The following is a 19,620-nucleotide window of genomic DNA, read 5'->3' as shown; positions in this document are numbered from 1 at the left end:
AAACTTTCACTAACGAACTCTAACTTTTTTGGGGGGAAAGTGACATTTCAACTTTGGCGAACGATGTGACATTACTAACTTTCAATAACAGTTTTATGGGGGTATTTTAATTTGCTTGTTTTAAGGTAAAATAAACCTCTTACTAGCTTATTCACTAATATAACTATGAATATCAAAAAAATACAAATTTTATTTTCAATAATAGGCGTCTGCTTTCTCATAGGATCTGCATTCTCATCCATAAGCACTTTCAATTTTATTAAATCTACAGTTATAGGTAGTGGTGAAGTAATCGGATTGACTGAATCTAGAACAAGTAATTCTTCTAGTTATACTTATGCCCCCATAGTGTATTTTTCCGATTCGAATGATATTGGTTATGAATTTACATCAAGCATTAGTTCTAATCCTCCTTCCTATCAAGTAGGAGAGTTTGTGGAGGTCATGTATTTAGAATCAAATCCAAATGAAGCGAAGATCAATGGATTTTTCTCGCTATGGGGCCTAGCTTTAATACTGGCTTTTCTGGGAATGGTGTTTTCATCTATTGGTTTCGGTATGCTTCTGTTTGATATCCTTAAAAATAGAAAAGGAAATTATCTTGTTGAGAATGGACTAAAGGTTGAAGCTAAGTTTTCTAGCGTAGAGCTTAATTATTCATTGCAAGTAAATGGTCGTAATCCATATCGCATAGTTGCAGAATGGTTAGATCCCGAATCAAACACTATTTATATGTATAAAAGTAAAAATTTGTGGTTTGACCCGACTGATTATATTAGGAATGAGTACATCAGTGTATATGTGGACAAAGCAAAGCCGAAGAAGCATTACCTTGATATTTCATTTTTACCAACTGTTGTTGAATAGGCATAATTAACACCCGTTATATGTAATTTTAAAGGTCGCTTAGGCGGCCTTTGTTGTGTCTGTATGGGGTAGACAGGGAATTTAAACATTATCCTACGTTAGCGATTTTTAAAGGCATACAAATCACCGTCCGATTAACCACCGTTAAACGGACACCCTCAAGTGTGATTCAATCAGGCTTCTATCGTTGATTCTTGTGTCTCATATGACTAGTACGATTCAATTCTCATTAGAGGCACCCTATTCGTACGCAATTACTTGTGGTAAAGAGCTAAATCATGAGTATTTGCGTTAGGAACGGAAATTTCGGCGGTTCCGGCGTAGAACCCCAACTAGAAAGCTTAGATGCGGTAGTAAGCTTATCAGCTGAAAACCCAAATGTGCTATTTAACTTGGCTAAAACGTTAGCACCGGAGTTAGCCGACATTCAGCTACCAACTAATGGCAACGCAATCGAGCTAAACACAATTATCCCTATGCCAGAAGAAATTAAAATCTCACCAAAATTGGCGATTAAGGGGGAGCATATAGTGTTGTTTGCTGGCGAGAAAGGGGAAGCCGTTGCAAATGCCCTAGGTGAAGAACCACTTGTCAGTAATGGTTTGATGGTCATATCTACCGACTACAGGAAGATATTTAAACCACTATTGAGTCTTTGGGATCTAACGGGTGAATCTATACCTGAAGACTTCAATAGAATGAAAGACTATAATATGCGTTCTAGGTTTAGTTTAGATGTTGAACAAAAAGGCTTTGAGGTTGAATCATATATAAATTATTACTCAACTCAATAAACATTATATAGCCGCCTATGCATACAACAGGAATTTAACATAACGACAAATTGTATGCATCGAAAAAAATGACTGGCGGAATTTCTGCCACGAAAGGCTTAAAACCCTGTGTTACCTCGCTCAAAAAGCGGTAAATCATGGCTTACAAAAAAGTGGTGAAATTCACCACTTTTGCATTTTGGGGCGTTGAGGTCGATATCGCAGTCAAGTTGTTATTTTCCGCAATCTCCTCCTATTAAGAAAAAGCTTAAGGATAGTACTTTTACAACCCTACTCGGGCACACATATACATATACGATATATACCATATATATGGTGTATATGATGTATGCAAAATGCATTGACTTTACTGTAAATTAATTTAATATACATGATATACATGATATACATGATATACATGATATAATCACATTGCACAGTAGGAGAATAATTTTGAAAATAATAAGCGTATGGTCACGTAAAGGTGGCACTGGCAAAACAACAATAAGCTATATGCTAGCTGGTGCTGCTGTTGATAGAGGATTAAAAGTTTTACTCATAGATGATGACAACCAAGCCAGCGGTGTATGGCTAAGTGAATTCAATAACGTACCTTTTGAAGTAGTAAAAGGCTGGCCCGAGCATCAACCTAACGTAGATTTAGTCATTGTTGATATGCCACCAAGAACTGACGACAAACCATTAGGAACCGTAATCATTCCATACCAAGCTACACCTTTAGATTTTGGCGCTACTGCTCGATATATTCCAGAACTCAGAAAAACAAATAAAGTTATAGAAGTCATAAACAGACGCCGAAATATTGCAATTCAAAATGAGTTCATAAAAGGCATTAGTTTAGATAAGAGAATGATCATCAATGAACGTAGCATATACCAAACAGTAACAGCGAATGGACGGAATATTTTCGATCCCGAATTAAAAAACAAATACGGCATAAGAGAAGCTAAACAAGAAATTACCAATTTATTAAATGAGGCTTTAGCATGAGTAAAGCAGCTTCGTGGGCATTAAAAGCTATAAACAATAATCATGGGCAAGAACTAGGTGAAGCTACAGCCCCAAACTCATTGCCAAGTGAAATGAAAAAGAAGCCGGGTCGAAAACCGAGTAAAGTAGAAAGAACTAATAGAATGATCCGTATCAGCGATCTTCAAAACCAGAATATAGATACTCTTGCAGACCAATTAAAACATTTAAATATTACAGATGGTAAACGAGGCCGAAGTGAAGCCATTGAACTAGCTATTCATATAACCAGAGTAGCACTGCACTCAAATGAGCATAAGAGCTGGGCGATTGGAATATTAAAAGAATTTCAGGGAAGTGAGGAGCTGGAAGCGCAGAAAAGATATACATGATATACATGATATACATGATATACATGATATACATGATATACATGATATACATGATATACATGATATACATGATATAAAATGCCTGTATAGATCTGAACATCTATACAGGCCGTGTGACAATAAAATGAGAATTACTATGACACAGCAACAATATACAGCAATAGGAAAAAGGCGTCTAATTGACTTACCAAAGATGCCAGCAGGTGAGCTATTCCAATGGCTAGCAACTAAACCTACTTGGATACAGGCTAGGGTAGTCAAACAATTACAACTTAATAATTCACATTAGTTAAGCAATGTTCGCAATCCATTTCCACTTAACTTAATAAAAAGTTGGGCGCTCTTGATAAGTAACGTCACAATCCAAAAATAGGGACGGTTCGGAACCGCCCCTATGTTCGTTAGCCTCTTACTTCGTAGGCAAGATTAACGTTAAGAAACATCGTACCGTTACGGTACTCCACTTTACACAAATCATCTCTAATCAGTGCCAGCGCAGCTAACAGAGTGAAACACACGATAGCTAGACTCAAAGTAGTTGTTTTTCTTTTCGGCATACTTGCCTCCTGAGTAAAAGAGGCTTACTATTTGTATTGAGAGATACATCAGATTGCCTCATTGTTAATGGATTTAACTTTGGGGCTTTCGTCTATCTGGCCTTTACAAAACTATGCTCTTGCCAAATAGCCAAGAGCACCCGCATGAAGTTTACCACTTGTATTATCATTCCCACTAATGCTTTTTCTTTAAAGAATGGTTTCACCATTCTATTCAATAATCACTCTTGAAATCGTTACACTATCAACACAGGCTTGCTTCAATTTAGCCTTTTCTTTTTGCCAGACAGTCGCGTAGCGACAAGCGTCGCAGACAAACCCGCTATACAGAAACAAATGAAGCCTAACGGTCGGTTAGACAAAATATCCTTTCAGCACTGCTTTTAAATGATGTCCCCTAGCTTTAGCTAGGAAATGGACATTTCATTTTTGTTTGTAGTCTTTAAAGATCTTTTTATTTTTCATTTTTTAAAAGCTTTTAACCTAAAAAAGAAAAAGATTTTAAGCCTAAAGATCACAACTAACTTTGTCGTCTTGATTTGTACTTTAACTTATTCCGAAAAAAAACAGCAATCACTTTAAATAGACAGCGTGCCAACCAAAAACCATGAGGAATACAAAATGTAGAGAGAGTTAAGCAGCACGTTTCTGCTCGTTTAGGAGCGATATACCGCGTTCAGACACGACAAAACTCGGCAGGTAAGCCGATGTAGGTCATTTTGATAAACTGCTCTAGAGCTAATTAGGTGGTACGTGGTAAGTTTCACGTACATGGTGAGAAGTAATCAGTTCGAGCAAGCGTTGGCATGGCTCAACCACTTTCATGTTCTTACGAAGCGTACCGTCCATACGGTAACGTGAATTAGGGTAACGTGCCTTTTGCTTAAAGGATTTACCTTTCGTTTTCAAATCGGCTTCATGCTTTGCAGCGCCGTTACGAACGGACAAACGGGAAGCGCCGAGCATATCTAACAACCCTTTAGATAGTACTTTGTAACTTGCTTCTGCATGAAACATAGCTGCGTGGCCATCTTCATAAATAGCCACAGTATCGCTTTGCAGATAACCACATTGGACTAATTTATTGATATAAAAATACCAAGTTGATTCGGCGATATAAACACCATGTCTAAGTGCCACTTCCATTCTCAGCGCATCATGGGTAAGGTTCTTACCGCCTTTACGAGTAGCAACAACGATCATGCCATTAGCAACATTACAATTAACCACAAATGCGGAAAGCATCAAACTAAGAATGATCTTAGAGCGTTCTTGCAATGTTCCACGGTATAAGCCGTCACTATGCTCAAGAAATTCTTCTCTATGAGGCAGTACCTTTGCTTGCCTCAATAATGTTTTAACGTAATCGGGAAGTCTTGCACTCTTGAATCCATTGAATGATGCAACTTTAGCTTGAAATCCAACCGCCTTACCGCTTTTATGAACTCGATCAGCCGTTTCTAAAATTTCAGCATTAACTTTGTCACGTTCAGCTTTACGTGCTTTTTTGAGGCGTTTAGTTTCATCAACGACAGTGTAAGCTTGCCCGTCTGGTATTTCGCAGTCGAAAACATTCGTATCATCATAAGACGACAACGGAAGAAGTTCAGAGCAATGCTCATCACTTTCAAGTGCAGAAAAGAGTGTATCGAGGTTAGCGTGTTGCATTAGACACACTCACAATAGGCATACTAGATCGCAAAAGGATCGGCATGTCAAATTGAATGTATCTAGGTCTACAAAGGGATTGGTGCTGCAATATGCAGCTATAGCGCTGTTGGATTTTCATTATTAAACTCTAGTCGATTTAGTATATTTAGATGTCACTCCAAATATTTGAATGTACAAAATAATCGATCAAAACGATTGATGCAAGATCAATTTTATAGCCATAGATTTTAGGCACAAAAAAACCGAACACGACTAGGAGTTCGGTTTTTTGCAAATGCTATATAGTCAAATTGACGGTTTGACACATTCTAAACTTGAAAAATACACTACATAGAAAACTATGTAGTAGTGCTCTTTGTAATGCACTTAGCTCCAAGTTCTGAAAATATTATAATATAGCGGAACGATTATTTACAGATTTATTTACTCCAGTTTTGTTGCGTAAAAAACTACTTTCCCAACTATATGTATCGAAAACTGTTCGTCATTTTCATAATATTCATCTTTATAACGCTCATTATAACTTTCTACTTTTAACATATTTTTCTCATAAGAAAAAAGCTTCACGCGTAGAACATCTTCCTGAACAAACACATACATCGAACCATCTACAATTTCTTTATTAGCAGTATCAATAACTAATAATGAACCGTTTTGCAAAACAGGTTCCATAGAGTCGCCTGACACGTTTAGGCAGAGCAATTCGTTATAATTTTTTTTATAAGGTAATTCTTTTATATGAATTAATTCATGTTCATAGTCTTCACTATTAGAACACCCTATTCCAGCCGCGACATATGTTGAGGATAAGTAACGAATTTTTTTTAATTCGTCATAACAATCACACTCAGAGTTTAAATTGGCTTGTTCTCTAGCATTAAAGCCCTCAGCGTCACCAACAATCAAACTATTTGTCGAAACATTAAAATACTGAGCCAAAGCATTTATATGCCTGTGCTTTGGCTGAAACAGCCCTCTTTCCCATTGAGAAATCGTTGATTTAGTGACATTGATTTTCTCAGCTAATTCTTCTTGGCTTAGACCTGCATTCACTCTCAACCACTTCACATTTGCAGCAATATGATTTTCACTCATAACTCTAAGATTTGTAACTCATACATACTTTCATTATCCACAGTTGCCCCGTTTAGTTCCGTACAGCTACGGAAAAATAAAACACAGATAACAATACAAAACTTTACCTAAACAAAAAATTAGCTTACTATTCCATCTGCTGTCCATTTATACAGTGCAATTTTGAAACGATTTATAGGTTACTTAATGTCTGAATCAAAAAAGACAACCAACGTTAATGTTGGTGTGAAAGCCCAAACAAATAAAATTTTGACTGCATCAGCCGAAAAAAACCAGCGCTCGAAGAAACAGGAAGCTGCGGCACGACTCGAACACCATCTGAAAAACTATGGTTGTGATTGGGTTGAAAATAATTAATTAGTATTTTTTTATCCACGTTGAGCCTAAAACGGGCTTGAGTGAACACTTTATACAAAAAGTAGTAATAGATAACAAAGTTTACCGGAGCGCTAAGAAGGGCGCAGGAGGATGCGTTTTAACGTATGTCACCTCTATCAAATTACGAACAACCCGTGGTTGGGTGAGTGCCTGTTATTGGGCGTTGACCATTGCGTCACTGCATGGGAATACAATAACAACTATTACTACTGTATTTAGTGTGCTGCCACATCGATGTGGTGTGTAGGTTCGTGTACTACGTAAGCAAAAATATCACGACTGAGGCATTGAAAGATGCCTTATCAATTTTCCAATGCCGACATTAAAGCGTCTACATTCGAAAACTGATAATAACCAAGGAGCTTATTATGCTGAAAATCATGTATGGTTTTCTCCATGACAGCGTAAACCCATCAGAATTATGCGGAAAATCTTATCAATCCCACGCAATTCTGAACGTAAAAATCATTAACCGATGTGGGACAGGATGCGTATTTGCTGCACTTGTTGACGATTATTTAGATCTGTATCAAGACGAAATCAATCAATACCCCACTACCAGCGCTTGCATTAGCAATACTTTCTACAAAGTGCCACACCGCCGCAAGCCTGTGAAATTGCGAACCGATATTACCGATCCAATTGCCGCGAAAAAATTCCAGAAAAAATTATTCCGCAGACTAAACAATTTAGTTATGACAACAACCAATTGGAAACAGTTTGTTGGCTCAAGAAACTTAGCGACTGAATCAGTCCTGAGAAACCTCACTATTGCCAGATATGAGGAAACAGCTTAACCACCTAAAAAGAAACAGTCACAAAACCTCGTTGGCATTAAGCCGATTGAACTCGTTCACTCGGTTGATGCTCAACCAACAAACAAAGTGCGTTAGTTTAATTGAACAAAAGGAAAAGATATTGAAAACACAATTAATTGTCATAGCTTCCGTCTTGGCTATGGCCTCACTCAATTCACACGCTAGTAGTGAACACTGGTACGGTGGCTTTGATATAGGCCAAGGCTACTATTCAAACGGCGGCAATGATGAAGCATATGACAGTACCCGACATCGACTAGCTGGCGGGCTTCATTTGGGCTATCAGTTTAATGATTACTTCTCTACTGAAATCGCCTACCAATACTTAGGTAAAGCCTACGCCAATTACAATGACGGTGATATTAAGGGCACCTTTCAGCAAGGTGTATTAAGTGGTCGTCTTGGTTATCCAATAACCGACAACTTATACCCCTACTTAAAAGTGGGTGGTGCGGGTTGGTTTGGAAAGACGAACGGGCTTACCAATGAACATGCTGAGGGATTTTCTCCTGCATTCGGAGCGGGTATTGCTTATGCCATTAATGACGATTTATCTCTAAAGATGGATTATCAATTCACGCAATCTATCGGTGATACACAGCTACAATTTAGTGACCACCACTTAGTCACAATGGGGCTTAGTTGGAAATTCGGTCATGTGAAAAAAGCGGTTCCAGCAACCGTTATTGTTGAGCAACCGATTATTGAAACGTTTGTAATTTCTGGGTTTGAAAACAACACATTATTCGCGCTTGATTCGAGTGAATTAATGTCATTTAAGCCATTAGATAATATTGTTAGCTACTTGCAGCAATACCCAACTGCAAACGCTTCAATTACAGGGCATACGGACAACACAGGAACGGAGCCGTATAACTTGGAGCTGTCTCAGCATCGAGCTGAGACAATCGCAAATTACTTAATCACTAACGGCATTGATAAAACTCGTTTAACGATTACGGCTATGGGCGAATTACAACCCGTTGCTGATAATTCAACCTCTACAGGCCGAGCGATGAATCGCCGTGTCGAGCTAAACATTACAACCGTTACCCCTCGCTAAACCTTTCTTAAATACCAATAACTACAGCCCTGTTTCAAAGATTGTTTATCAATCTTTGGCTTTGTGCTGTCTTTTGCATGACAAATAGGTCAACAATGAAACACAACAAATTTATTTATAGCGTACTAGCCGCTTCGCTAGCAATGGCATTAACCGCTTGTGGCGGTGATGATACAGGTTTCCTTGATAAACCAACTCCACCTGAACCACCTACGCCTCCTGTAGTAGATGATTCATTACAGGCACTACCGCAAGCAATGTTGTTAACAGTTGGCGATAAGCAAACCATTGACATCAAGCCTTTGGTAACAGCAAACGTAGATTGGTCATTGACCAATATCCATGATACGAACGGTCTAGGTGCTATTGATAACCAAACCACACACGGTTTTAACTACACCGCACAACTGAGCGGTATGACTTCGTTACCGTATGAAGTGCAAGGTGGCGGCCTAACGTCAAATTCACAAATCCTTGTCGCGATTAACGAGAAACCGCTACCGCCAAATCCAGATCCTGAAATTCCTGACGACTCGAATACCGCTCCAACTGCTAGCAATATCACGGAAAACACAACGAGCAACAAAGATATTGCGATCAACATGGAAAAGCACATCTTTGATGCCGATGGTGACGCATTAACGATTATGCAATTAGTTAACGCCTCTGGTCGTTTCTCACTCGATGCAGACGGTTACACGCTGCTCTTCAAACCAAATGGTTTTATTGGTGTTGACCAAGCCATGTATAGCGTTGAAGACGGGCAAGGGGGCTACGCGATTGGTTATGTTATCGTGAACTCGACCGATGCCAATCCAACAACGCCAAATACTCCACCTATTGCTAAAGATTACAGCAAGAATATTGATAGCCTAACCACTCCCAAATGGGACATTGATTTAATCCAACTTGGCTTAATCAGTGATGCTGATAATGATGCGTTAGAAATTGATCGCATTTTTGATAGCAATGGTAGAGCTGTTGTGCTGGGTAAAAATACCATCCGTTACACCCCTGCAAGTTTTACAGGGGTTGACCAATTTACCTATGTGATTAAAGACGGTAAAGGGGGATATGCTACTGGAACGATTACCGTTACGGTAAGCCACTCAACAACTGATAATGCTATTCCAACTGCCGAACCGATCGTAATTAAAGGCGTCATGGATAACGAAACAACGCCTACGGTTATTGATATTACTGATAACGTCAGTGACGCTGACAACGACAAATTGAAACTTGTTAGTGTAATGGGAGCAAACGGCAAAGTAAGCATCAACGATAATAATCAGCTACACATTGATTATCTTCCAAAACCAGAAGTTACAAAAATCAAAGATACATTTACTTATGTTGTTACTGACGGAAAAGGCGGTTACGCAATGAGTACAGGTACGGTGCTATTTACACCGCACAATAGCGCCCCTCCTGTCACGGAAGCGGGTACAGACTCCACTCCCAACGATGAACCGCTGACCATTTCGCTCAATAAATACATTTCGGACGCCGATACAAGCAATGACGACTTAGTTATTAGCAATGTTGCTATTGAGAATAAAGACAGTCCAGCCACTGTCTCTTTGAAAGCGGGAAATCAATTACTATTTAAACCTAACGGTTTTGTCGGCTCAACAACCATCACGTACACGGTTTCAGACGGCAAACATTCCACAAAGGGATCGTTCATCGTTGTGACTAATCCAGACGCAGAACATACGCTCACTGCGGCGGATTTTGAGGTGACGAAGCCAATTAATGCACCCGCATTTACTATCCCTTGGCAAACACTCGTACAGAGTGACCAAGACGTCAACTTTACGCTTATTAACGCTACTGGAAGTTCACTAGGCAACGTGACCGTTGATAGCAACATTTTGAGCTACACCCCTATTAACGGGAAATTCGGTGTAGACAAATTTGTTTATACCATTGAAGACGACCATTCACCAAGACACACAGCATCAGGCACTATTACCGTTGATATTACGCCTCCAGCCCTCCCTGAAATCACGGAGTTAGGCATTGTTGGAAAGCCAATTAAAGGGCAGAACTTAACGGCTAAGGTTACATGTTCTGAATGTGTAGATTATGAGTATAACTGGGTAATTAACGGCGTAACCGTTGCAACCTCTCAAGCATACACATACCAAAGCGCTGACGCTGGCCATGATGTAAAACTTACCGTCAATGGAACTGACCAGTACGACCAAACCGTTACTGAGTATGTTGTATATGAACCAAGCACTATCAATACAGTTTTTAGTAATGATTTTGCATTTGCTGCACTCAAAAATGATGGTTCTGTCGCTACATGGGGGGATTCTTCAAATGGTGGGGCAACGGCTACAGATTTGTCCGATGTAAAAACCATTTATTCAACAACTGCCGCATTTGCAGCGCTCAAAAATGACGGTTCAGTCACTACTTGGGGTGAATATAGATATGGTGGGGATAGCTCACATTTAGATGGGCAATTAGTTGATGTCAAAACCATCACTTCTAACCAGATGTCTTTTGCAGCATTAAAAAACAACGGTTCAGTACTAGCGTGGGGAGTGGTTGGCAACTATCCAAGTTTTGAGTCTGTTGAGCACTTATTACAAAACAGCGTCAAAGCTGTTTACAGCAATAAGTTTGCTTATGCTGCACTTAAAAATGATGGTTCAGTCGTGACTTGGGGCGGTGACGCTTACGGTTCAAATGAAAGTGCAGGTGGTGATAGCTCAAGCGTTTCCTCTCGACTAAATAATGTCGTGTCTATCTTTGGCACTGAGGCGGCATTTGCTGCACTCAAAAAAGACGGAACTGTTGTGACATGGGGGGACAATGAGTTTGGAAGTAATAGCGCTAGTGTCACTTCAAAACTCAAAAATGTTCGCACTATTTACTCCACAAGCAGCGCTTTTGCGGCATTGAAAGATGACGGAACAGTTGTGACTTGGGGAAATCCAAACAAGGGAGGAAATAGCACAGCAGTATCATCCAAATTGACCAATGTTGTTAAGATTTTCAGCACTGAGGCGACATTTGCAGCATTGAAAGCTGATGGCAGCGTTATTACATGGGGTGAAGCGACAAGTGTAACCGCCGAGTTTGCCGATGTGATTGATATTTTCTCAACTTCATCCGCTTTTGCAGCCCTTAAAGATGACGGAACAGTTGTTACATGGGGGGCAGCAAATAACGGCGGAAACAGCTCAAGCGTTGCAATGCAATTAACCGATGTTGAAAATGTTTTTTCAACATCTGCCGCATTTACTGCGCTAAAAGCTGACGGAACGATTGTTACTTGGGGTAACAGCAATTTTGGTGGGGATAACAGTGAAATTAAAGACACATTAGGTACTGTAAAAAACATTTACAGTAATGACATGGCTTTTGTCGCTGAAACTGACAGTGGTTCGCTCGTTGCGTGGGGAAATGAAAATAACGGCGGTGATAATGCCTCTATTCCACACAATGAATTAGAGCCTACCTTATCTGAAATCGAGTCTTCCCTTACGCACTAACCATCTGCCGACAATCCTCGCTCAATGCGTTATCGCAAGGGCGAGGATATAAGAGAGGTTTCCAATGCTCATTGACGCGACATTAATCTTGTCGCTATTGGGTTCCTGTCAATCATCTATCGAGCCTCAAACACTTTATAAGTTGGTACAGGTAGAAAGCGCAGGCAACCCTTTTAGTATCAATACTGAAGTCCCAATCGCACAACAACCCACAACCAAAGACGAAGCCATAGAGTACGCAAAGAGCCTAACCAACTTAGGCATTAGCTACAAAGTGGGTTTGATGCAAGTTCCTATTTCTGAGCAAGGTTTAACTATTAGCACCGCTTTTGATTCGTGCGCGAACATAAAAGCCGGTGCGAATAAATTTAAGTCCTGTTTAGACAAAGCTACAGCATCATTTCCAGATAGCAGTACAAACGAGCAGGTACAAGCTGCGGCCTCTTGCTATCACTATGGCAATTTTGAAGACGGGCTTAAAAAAGAAGGAAATCAAAAGTTAAGTTACGTAGAGCGCTTTAGTGAAAATACAGCGCAACAAAAGAATGAACAACCTCAACCAAAGCCCCACACCAAACAAAGCGAAGCGTGGGACGTATTCAAAGATTTTTAACCAGTCAAAGGCTCAACCATGAAATTAAACACTATCGTAAAAAAATCTACCTTAACCGTTACAGCGGCTACCATGCTTTTATTAATACTTACAGGTTCGGCAGTTGCTGCTGGCGGTTTAGATCCACTAATTAACGAAACCGAAAAAGCGAAAGACAAGCTTTATCAATTCCTTGGTGTTGCTGCATTTGTGTACCTTATGTATAACGTCATTATGGCCAAAATAGGCAAACAAGATTGGAGTGATGTTTTTATGGCACTAGCTAAAGTTGCGGGTGCTGGCGGTATTCTTGCGGCGGGTACGTTCGCATGGGGCATGTTCGCCTAACTAGAAATCATCAAAGCAAGGGTAAAGCAGCATTAAGAGACTTTACCTTTGCCCTCCATGTCGCGAGAGAATAACCGTGAGTATCATCCTTTTTGGGAGCTACTTTACTGGCGTAATCGCTTTCTTAACTTGGCTAGCAATAGGAAATTACAATAAAAGAAAAGCTTCTCAATTCATCGTTTTGTTGTGGTTTTGTCTAATGCTACTTATCTGGCGCGAGTAAATTTAAATGCAAGAAAACGAACAACAAAATCAAGATTTATATGCCTCATATAATATGCTGGCGCGTAAGCCGCTTATGTTCGGTGTCCCCCTATTAACCTTAATTGCTATCGCCTTTGGGGTAGTCGTATCAACAGGTGCTGGAATGCTATTTTTAGAAAGCATTCCATTGATATTAATCACTCCTATTACCTTAATCTGCATATTGTTTGGCTTGCGAATTTTGTGTGAAAACGATTCACGCGCAATGGATAACCTAGCGTGGGTCGTTAAAGGCTTTGCACTACGCCTGAAAGTGAAATCTACCGTTTGTAGCATATCGCCACAATTAGACGCCCCCGAATTGAAAAAAGAGAAAATCCATGACTTTTTTAAACACAATTAGCATTGATTCGCTGATCCCTAAATACGGTAGATTAGTGACAGAAAAAATTATCAGCCTCGATGATGAACGTTTGCTAGCCATTGTTCATGTGAAAGGTATCCAGTTTGAAACCATGAGCGAAAACTTGATCCACAATTACTTTCTCGCTCAGAAAAACCTATTTAACTCATTAGCCCATAAGTGCGGTAGTCGTCTTGCACTGTGGACTCATATCGTTAAGAAAAAAGACTCATTAGATCAAACCTACGAAATGCCTTGTTCATTTACACAGGGGTTTGCAGATAAATATCGTGAAATGTTCGATGGTGTAAAGTTATTCACAACTGATTACTACCTCTCGTTTGTTCTCAAGCATACAAATATTGATAACGGTATCGAAGAACTCAACGAGATTTTGGACGTAACCAATGCAGTGTTAAATGAATTTCGCACGACTACACTGTCAATTGAAGAACGTGATAATAACGTCTTCTATTGTGAGAACGTGTCGTTTCTCGCTTATTTACTGAATAACTTTACCGCTAAAATCCCGCTGTCTACGGACAAAATCACTAACATCATCCCAAAGTCTGAGTTGCACTTTGGATACGATACATTAGAGATCCGGAATCACGAGTCTGATACCTCACGGTACGGGGTTTTATATGAGCTTGATGCTTATCCCGCGACAACAAAGGCGGGAATGTGGGACTTCATTCTAAAAGCTCAATACGAGTTTATTTTGAGCCAGTCCATGATCTTCATTAACAACAATAAAGCAATCAAATTGCTGGATGATCAAATTAATATCGCTGACTCTGTAGATAATGAGTCAGAGGAGCAAATCGAAGAATTAGAGTACGCCAAAGGCTTTTTAAGCAGCGGCGACATTGCCTTTGGTGATTACCATGCAGCGTTAGTTGTTTTTGGTAAAGACGTAGATGAAGCAATTGAAAGCGGTACAAAGGTTGCCAGTGGCTTTTTAAATCTTGGTACTAGCTGGAAGCGCAGCAACATTAAATCCATTTTTACGTACCAAAGTTTGTTACCTGCTAGCGCTGTAAGACCACTATCAAGCCCTAGAACTGTAACTAACTTAGTGTGTGGTTTTAGCTTACATAACTACTCTTGCGGCAAGAAAGAGGGCAACGCTATCGGTGACGGGACGGCACTAATGCCGTTCAAAACTGAACCAGAAACCTTGTACTATTTTAACAGTCACGCAAGCGACCATGACAAAAACGTGTTAGGGGAAAAAATACTAGGTCACGCTTTAATCTTAGGGGCAAGTGGCACAGGTAAAACCACCCTTGAGGGGGCGCTGGTTCTATTTACAACCCGCTTTAACCCTGCGCTTTTTGTTATTGATTATAACCGCTCTACAGAATTGTATTTACGCGCTGTAGGCGGTCAATACTTTGCATTCAGTGACGGTGTAGACACAGGACTTAATCCGTTCCAACTAAAAGACACGCCACAACTACGAGGCTTTTTATATAGCCTTGTTGAGCGGTGCGCTTACCCTACAGGTGATATCACCCCGCAAGACGAAATGACAATTAAGCGGGCTGTAGACGCTGTAATGTCATTAAGTCATGCAAATCGGCGATTCAGTGTTGTACTGCAATCTATCCCTATGGGTTCCGATTTACGTTTGCGCTTGAGTAAGTGGTGTCACTCTGAGAACGGAAAGTTAGCGTGGGCGTTAGATAGCGCCGAAAACCAATTTAACCCTGACGACTTCAACCGAATAGGATTTGACACGACAACCATCTTAGAAAAGAAAGGGGATAGCGCTCACCCTGCTTGTGAGGCCATTCTTGCAACCTTATTTTTCATCAAGCAATTGATGCAAAAAGAGGGTCAATTGCTGCTCACTATCGTTGAGGAATTTTGGATGCCTGCAAACTTCCCACTGACTCAATCATTGATTATGAGTGTATTGAAAGCGGGACGTTTAAAAAACGAGTTCATTTATCTGATTTCCCAAAGTCCAGAAGATGCGATCAATTGCGCTATTTTCCCTGCCATCGTTCAGCAAACGGCAACTAAGGTACTGTTACCAAATCCAGACGCTAACGCTGCTGAATATAAAAAGATTGGATTAAATAATAAAGAGGTCGCCAAGGTTTTAGGCTTCGGAAAAGAATCCCGATTATTTTTAGTTAAACAATCTCGTGATGCTGTTGTCGCTAAAATGGATTTATACGGCTTTGATGATTACTTGCCGATTATATCGGGAACAACTGCGGATATTAGTCTGTGTGAAAAGATCCGCAAATGCACAGGTGACAATCCCAAAGATTGGATCCCCATTTTTCAACATTATAAACGGATTGAAAAAATATATAAAAATGCAAAACCTACAGAGCGGTTGCTTAACGCTGACGAATGTCTAAGCGACTTAATTATTTATCATTGTAGTGGAACAATTGACTATGAACCCTTTTTTAAAGAAGACGATGTTAGCGATCTGTATCGCTATTCCATTTAACGCGAATGCGGCTGGCATTCCAACTATTGATATCGCCGCGATAGCGCAAATGATCCAAGACGGTATCGCGCAAGTGCAGCGATTTAAGGAGCAAATGGACGGCGCTAAAAATCATTTAAACGCAACTAAAGATCAAAGTGATTTTTATAAGTTAATGAATAACGACTATTGGGACGTTACATCTGTATTAAGCGATCCAGAAGTTGCAGAATTCCTAGCGCTTAATGATTGGAAAGAGGTATATGAAACCATTGAAGACATAGACGACTTGCGTAATGAGTTTGATATGAACGATGACGATCCAAAAATACAAGAGCGATACGATAAAGTACTAAAGAACTTCGCTTTTTTGAAAAAAACTTATAAGACTAGTGTCACAAGACAGGAGCGAATTATTGAGCTAACAACCCAATTACGCTATGCTGATTCACCAGCCAAAAAAGCCGACCTAGCGAACGCTTTGCAATATGAACAGGTGCAACTTGCTAATGAAGTGGCACTCACTAAATCAATGAATGAATTAATGCGTGAGCAACAAGAACTTGAGCGAAAATCACGAATGATTAAACTCAAAAAACAATTGTTAACGCCGACTTGGGAACAAGATACATGAAACTAATTACTGCTTTTCTTACATTATGTTTGGCCTTTTCTTTAACAGCTTGTGAAAGCGCAGAAGAAAAAGCCAAAGCTGAAAAAGTACAAAAAGCCAAAGAGTTAAAAAAACAGTTATTAACACCCTCTTGGGAAAAAGAAGATAAAGACGAAGCTGCAAAATAACATTTAAATATTGAATTAAAATTTAAGGATGGTAAATGGCTGGTTTCACATTTACCGCTGAATTATTTGAATATATAAACACAACTATACAGGCTTCAATAGGAACAAACGTTGCTGCAATCAACAGCATTGTTTTTACTGTTTTTGGCACTTTTTTTAGCCTTTACGCTGTATATTTTGCTTACCAATTCATATTTAATAAAGCGGATTTCCCGTTATTAGACGGATTAAAACAACTCGCATTACTGGGCGTGGTAATGATGTTCGCATCAACAAGTTATTCAAGCGCAGTAATCCCCACCGTATTAAACTTAGGAGAAGAATTAGGCGGTACACTTACAAACACACCAAACTCTGCTGTCGCTATTGATAGTTTCCTCACCAAGATATACATATACGTTATTTCCCTCTTCTCACAAGCTGAGTTTGCGCCAATGTCTGACGATGGAACAATGTTTGTATCAATAGTGACTATCGCCATGATAATAATTACAACCATTCCATTTGCAGCGACAACAATAGGAATATTGTTAACCGCAAAAATAATGGTGGGCATATTATTAAGTGTTGGCACCATATTTGTTTGTTTTAGTTTCTTCCCTCAAACACGCCACTGGTTTCAATCATGGGTAGGATTATGTTTAAACTACACATTAATCGTATTCATGTTTCCAATCGCGTTAGCTATCCAAATGGATTTTTTAAATTTGTATATGTTCACTACCATGACTCCTGAAAATATCAATATTGATAAAACATTAAAAATAGCTATTACACTTGCAGCATTCGTTGCAATATCGGTGCAAATACCCGTACTTGCTAGTTCATTAACGGGTGGCGTGGGTATCAACGGCATGAGCGGTAGTTTTTCTTCCATGATAGGAGGTATGAAAAACCTAATGGGTCCGTTATCTGGTGCGGGAAAAGGAGCAGGGAAACTTCTAGGCAAAGGTGCTAAATCCGCAGGTAGAGCAGGTCGTGGGGCGTACAATAAATTTAAAAATAGAGGCAACAACATAAAGGCAGGTTAAATATGGCTCAAAAAATTAAAGTTACCGCATTATTATCAGCACTACTCCTTTCCGCTTGTTCTACCAGTTTACCCCCTCCGCCTGAACCTACAGGCAAGGAAACGCCCGTGAATCCAAGCGAAATTAAATTATCCGAATTGAGAAGCTAATTATGGAAGAAGCATTACCCGCTATTTTAGAAAAGAATAAAAAATCCGCCGAGAATAAAACGACTGCATCATCAAAAAAGATTGTAGCTGATTATATTTCTCAAATTAAAAACTTCGAATCTGACCGAATCGAATATATCAAAAAACAAAACAAAATGGCGTGGCGAGTCGCGGGAGCATTTGCCGCGATAGCATTAATAGCAATTATTGCGTTAATGTCCTTAGCGCCATTTAAAACGGTCACGCCATACGTGATTAGAGTTGATAATAATACGGGGCATACTGACGTAATTAAGCCTATGTCAAATAGCCAAGAAAGCTATAGCGAAAAGCTAAATAAATTCTGGCTACAGAATTACGTCACTAATCGAGAAGCTTATTATTGGGAAACCATTCAACAATCGTTTGAAGAAGTTAAATTAACGTCTAATCAAACTGTATTTACTCAATATGAAACCGCCATTTATTCTGATAATTCACCATTGAAGAAATTTGAAAATATGAAATCGGTAAGAGTTGAGATTAATGGTTCGTCGTTTATCACAACGAGTAACAGTGTGGTAGCGCAAGTACGATTTACCAAAACCGTTATTGAAAAGGACGGTAAGGCCGCGATTGGCTTCCCTGTGACAAACTGGATGGCTACCGCTACGTTTGACTATAACAAAGAGATTAAGCGCGAGAACGAAGAACAGGTTAACCCGTTAGGGTTCCAAGTAACGAGTTATCGAGCTGACCAAATCACGGATTAACCGCACCATGAAATTAAAATTATTAATTTTAACCACGTTAATCACATTTAACGTAACCGCCGCGACCGTTCCACTATCCCAAGGCTTTGACCGCCGAGTCCAAACCACTAAGTACAATCCTAAAGACGTTGTGAAAATCACAACAAAAATCGGTCGTGCTACGCTCATTCAGTTGCAAGACGGTGAAACGATTATGTCTAAGGACTTGAGCGGGGTCGGCATGGGGGACGCTACCGCTTGGGGTCTAGCGATTAGAGGCAACAATATCTTTTTGAAGCCGCAAGCCGTGAACCCCGACACAAACTTGCTGATAGTATCGGACAAGAACCGCACGTATTCATTTGACTTAGTGACAGTAGACAACAAACTCAACTCTGCCTATGTCGTAAGATTTGACTACGAAAAACCCAAAGAAATAGTTAGACCAGGGAAAACAATTCCCTGCTCTGATGGTGTGCGAAATTTTAGCTATGTAAAGTGGGGCGATAATTTTTTATCGCCCCAATTCGTTTGGGACGATGGACGCTTTACTTGCTTTAAATTTGCAAAGAATGTTGAACAACCTGTTATTTATCAAAAGACATTTACGGGTAAAGAAACACTGATTAACACTCACATGCAAAATGACGTATTGGTCGCTCATGGCGTATCACCTGAGTTCAGATTGCGCTTAGGTGAGGCGGTGTTAGGCATCAAAGCGACTGAGTTATCACCTCAAGGTTATAACGAAAAGGCGACTTCAATAGACGCTCAACGCACTATCATTAAGGAGTAA

The 19,620-nt window shown here is 39.8% G+C and carries 20 protein-coding genes; 17 read left to right on the top strand and 3 right to left on the bottom strand.

Translation table 11 applies throughout. The features are described 5' to 3' along the window. Positions 1–165: 165 nt before the first annotated feature. The 4 genes from L2748_RS19680 (at position 166) to L2748_RS19665 (ending at position 3,022) form a co-directional block, all read left to right on the top strand. Entirely contained in the window at positions 166–867 is a 702-nt protein-coding gene (locus L2748_RS19680; protein WP_220782112.1) for a DUF3592 domain-containing protein, read from the top strand. A gap of 278 nt (positions 868–1,145) precedes the next feature. Further along, complete coding sequence (locus L2748_RS19675) at positions 1,146–1,661, top strand: hypothetical protein (RefSeq protein WP_220782111.1); 516 nt, start codon at positions 1,146–1,148, stop codon at positions 1,659–1,661. A 432-nt stretch (positions 1,662–2,093) separates the two neighbouring features. Continuing rightward, positions 2,094–2,651, top strand: a complete 558-nt coding sequence (locus L2748_RS19670) for a ParA family protein (RefSeq protein ID WP_220782110.1) — start codon at positions 2,094–2,096, stop codon at positions 2,649–2,651. Beyond that, positions 2,648–3,022 (top strand): hypothetical protein, encoded by a 375-nt coding sequence (locus L2748_RS19665; protein ID WP_220782109.1) that lies wholly within the window; start codon positions 2,648–2,650, stop codon positions 3,020–3,022. The genes L2748_RS19670 and L2748_RS19665 overlap by 4 nt, the downstream gene beginning before the upstream one ends. Before the next feature lie 401 nt (positions 3,023–3,423). On the opposite strand, the gene L2748_RS19660 is transcribed toward L2748_RS19665, so the two are convergent. From L2748_RS19660 to L2748_RS19650, 3 genes are all read right to left on the bottom strand, one after another. Beyond that, positions 3,424–3,579 (bottom strand): Hok/Gef family protein, encoded by a 156-nt coding sequence (locus tag L2748_RS19660; protein WP_220782108.1) that lies wholly within the window; start codon positions 3,577–3,579, stop codon positions 3,424–3,426. Positions 3,580–4,317: 738 nt separating this feature from the next. Continuing rightward, positions 4,318–5,247, bottom strand: a complete 930-nt coding sequence (locus L2748_RS19655; RefSeq protein WP_220782107.1) for a hypothetical protein — start codon at positions 5,245–5,247, stop codon at positions 4,318–4,320. Positions 5,248–5,673: 426 nt separating this feature from the next. Then, positions 5,674–6,345: an XRE family transcriptional regulator gene (locus L2748_RS19650; RefSeq protein WP_220782106.1), complete on the bottom strand. Its 672-nt coding sequence runs from the start codon at positions 6,343–6,345 to the stop codon at positions 5,674–5,676. A 186-nt stretch (positions 6,346–6,531) separates the two neighbouring features. On the opposite strand from L2748_RS19650, the gene L2748_RS19645 reads away from it, so the two are divergent. From L2748_RS19645 to L2748_RS19585, 13 genes are all read left to right on the top strand, one after another. Continuing rightward, the gene (locus L2748_RS19645; protein ID WP_220782105.1) at positions 6,532–6,702 is read left to right on the top strand and encodes a TraY domain-containing protein; all 171 of its coding nucleotides are present in this window, start codon (positions 6,532–6,534) and stop codon (positions 6,700–6,702) included. A gap of 389 nt (positions 6,703–7,091) precedes the next feature. Continuing rightward, entirely contained in the window at positions 7,092–7,520 is a 429-nt protein-coding gene (locus L2748_RS19640; protein ID WP_220782104.1) for a hypothetical protein, read from the top strand. Positions 7,521–7,641: 121 nt separating this feature from the next. Then, complete coding sequence (locus L2748_RS19635) at positions 7,642–8,604, top strand: OmpA family protein (protein ID WP_220782103.1); 963 nt, start codon at positions 7,642–7,644, stop codon at positions 8,602–8,604. Between the two features lie 95 nt (positions 8,605–8,699). Continuing rightward, positions 8,700–12,113 (top strand): Ig-like domain-containing protein, encoded by a 3,414-nt coding sequence (locus L2748_RS19630; RefSeq protein ID WP_220782102.1) that lies wholly within the window; start codon positions 8,700–8,702, stop codon positions 12,111–12,113. Between the two features lie 64 nt (positions 12,114–12,177). Further along, positions 12,178–12,726 (top strand): transglycosylase SLT domain-containing protein, encoded by a 549-nt coding sequence (locus tag L2748_RS19625; RefSeq protein WP_220782101.1) that lies wholly within the window; start codon positions 12,178–12,180, stop codon positions 12,724–12,726. Between the two features lie 18 nt (positions 12,727–12,744). Further along, positions 12,745–13,053 (top strand): hypothetical protein, encoded by a 309-nt coding sequence (locus L2748_RS19620; protein WP_220782100.1) that lies wholly within the window; start codon positions 12,745–12,747, stop codon positions 13,051–13,053. A 229-nt stretch (positions 13,054–13,282) separates the two neighbouring features. Further along, on the top strand, positions 13,283–13,660 hold the full coding sequence (locus tag L2748_RS19615; protein WP_220782099.1) for a hypothetical protein: 378 nt from the start codon (positions 13,283–13,285) through the stop codon (positions 13,658–13,660). Beyond that, positions 13,638–16,133: a VirB4 family type IV secretion/conjugal transfer ATPase gene (locus L2748_RS19610; RefSeq protein WP_220782098.1), complete on the top strand. Its 2,496-nt coding sequence runs from the start codon at positions 13,638–13,640 to the stop codon at positions 16,131–16,133. Before L2748_RS19615 ends, L2748_RS19610 begins: the two co-directional genes overlap by 23 nt. Next, the gene (locus L2748_RS19605; protein WP_220782097.1) at positions 16,078–16,746 is read left to right on the top strand and encodes a type IV secretion system protein; all 669 of its coding nucleotides are present in this window, start codon (positions 16,078–16,080) and stop codon (positions 16,744–16,746) included. Before L2748_RS19610 ends, L2748_RS19605 begins: the two co-directional genes overlap by 56 nt. After that, entirely contained in the window at positions 16,743–16,913 is a 171-nt protein-coding gene (locus tag L2748_RS19600) for a hypothetical protein (protein WP_220782096.1), read from the top strand. Before L2748_RS19605 ends, L2748_RS19600 begins: the two co-directional genes overlap by 4 nt. A gap of 35 nt (positions 16,914–16,948) precedes the next feature. After that, entirely contained in the window at positions 16,949–17,944 is a 996-nt protein-coding gene (locus L2748_RS19595) for a TrbL/VirB6 family protein (protein WP_220782095.1), read from the top strand. A 151-nt stretch (positions 17,945–18,095) separates the two neighbouring features. Next, positions 18,096–18,845 carry a VirB8 family type IV secretion system protein gene (locus L2748_RS19590; RefSeq protein ID WP_220782094.1) on the top strand — a complete coding sequence of 250 codons (750 nt, stop codon included), beginning with the start codon at positions 18,096–18,098 and terminating at the stop codon, positions 18,843–18,845. A 7-nt stretch (positions 18,846–18,852) separates the two neighbouring features. Further along, positions 18,853–19,620 carry a TrbG/VirB9 family P-type conjugative transfer protein gene (locus L2748_RS19585; protein ID WP_220782093.1) on the top strand — a complete coding sequence of 256 codons (768 nt, stop codon included), beginning with the start codon at positions 18,853–18,855 and terminating at the stop codon, positions 19,618–19,620.

This window comes from Shewanella sairae, assembly GCF_023283535.1.
GTDB lineage: Bacteria > Pseudomonadota > Gammaproteobacteria > Enterobacterales > Shewanellaceae > Shewanella > Shewanella sairae.
Note: the sequence above shows the minus strand (reverse complement) of the source record. Positions and strands in the feature narration are given on the sequence as shown.

Coding starts and splice junctions, on each gene's coding strand:
- L2748_RS19675 (WP_220782111.1), top strand. CDS start 1,146: ATGAGTATTTGCGTTAGGAACGGAAATTTCGGCGGTTCCGGCGTAGAA.
- L2748_RS19660 (WP_220782108.1), bottom strand. CDS start 3,579: ATGCCGAAAAGAAAAACAACTACTTTGAGTCTAGCTATCGTGTGTTTC.
- L2748_RS19620 (WP_220782100.1), top strand. CDS start 12,745: ATGAAATTAAACACTATCGTAAAAAAATCTACCTTAACCGTTACAGCG.
- L2748_RS19585 (WP_220782093.1), top strand. CDS start 18,853: ATGAAATTAAAATTATTAATTTTAACCACGTTAATCACATTTAACGTA.
- L2748_RS19655 (WP_220782107.1), bottom strand. CDS start 5,247: ATGCAACACGCTAACCTCGATACACTCTTTTCTGCACTTGAAAGTGAT.
- L2748_RS19645 (WP_220782105.1), top strand. CDS start 6,532: ATGTCTGAATCAAAAAAGACAACCAACGTTAATGTTGGTGTGAAAGCC.
- L2748_RS19640 (WP_220782104.1), top strand. CDS start 7,092: ATGCTGAAAATCATGTATGGTTTTCTCCATGACAGCGTAAACCCATCA.
- L2748_RS19630 (WP_220782102.1), top strand. CDS start 8,700: ATGAAACACAACAAATTTATTTATAGCGTACTAGCCGCTTCGCTAGCA.
- L2748_RS19650 (WP_220782106.1), bottom strand. CDS start 6,345: ATGAGTGAAAATCATATTGCTGCAAATGTGAAGTGGTTGAGAGTGAAT.
- L2748_RS19615 (WP_220782099.1), top strand. CDS start 13,283: ATGCAAGAAAACGAACAACAAAATCAAGATTTATATGCCTCATATAAT.
- L2748_RS19600 (WP_220782096.1), top strand. CDS start 16,743: ATGAAACTAATTACTGCTTTTCTTACATTATGTTTGGCCTTTTCTTTA.
- L2748_RS19680 (WP_220782112.1), top strand. CDS start 166: ATGAATATCAAAAAAATACAAATTTTATTTTCAATAATAGGCGTCTGC.
- L2748_RS19590 (WP_220782094.1), top strand. CDS start 18,096: ATGGAAGAAGCATTACCCGCTATTTTAGAAAAGAATAAAAAATCCGCC.
- L2748_RS19625 (WP_220782101.1), top strand. CDS start 12,178: ATGCTCATTGACGCGACATTAATCTTGTCGCTATTGGGTTCCTGTCAA.
- L2748_RS19665 (WP_220782109.1), top strand. CDS start 2,648: ATGAGTAAAGCAGCTTCGTGGGCATTAAAAGCTATAAACAATAATCAT.
- L2748_RS19610 (WP_220782098.1), top strand. CDS start 13,638: ATGACTTTTTTAAACACAATTAGCATTGATTCGCTGATCCCTAAATAC.
- L2748_RS19605 (WP_220782097.1), top strand. CDS start 16,078: ATGAACCCTTTTTTAAAGAAGACGATGTTAGCGATCTGTATCGCTATT.
- L2748_RS19595 (WP_220782095.1), top strand. CDS start 16,949: ATGGCTGGTTTCACATTTACCGCTGAATTATTTGAATATATAAACACA.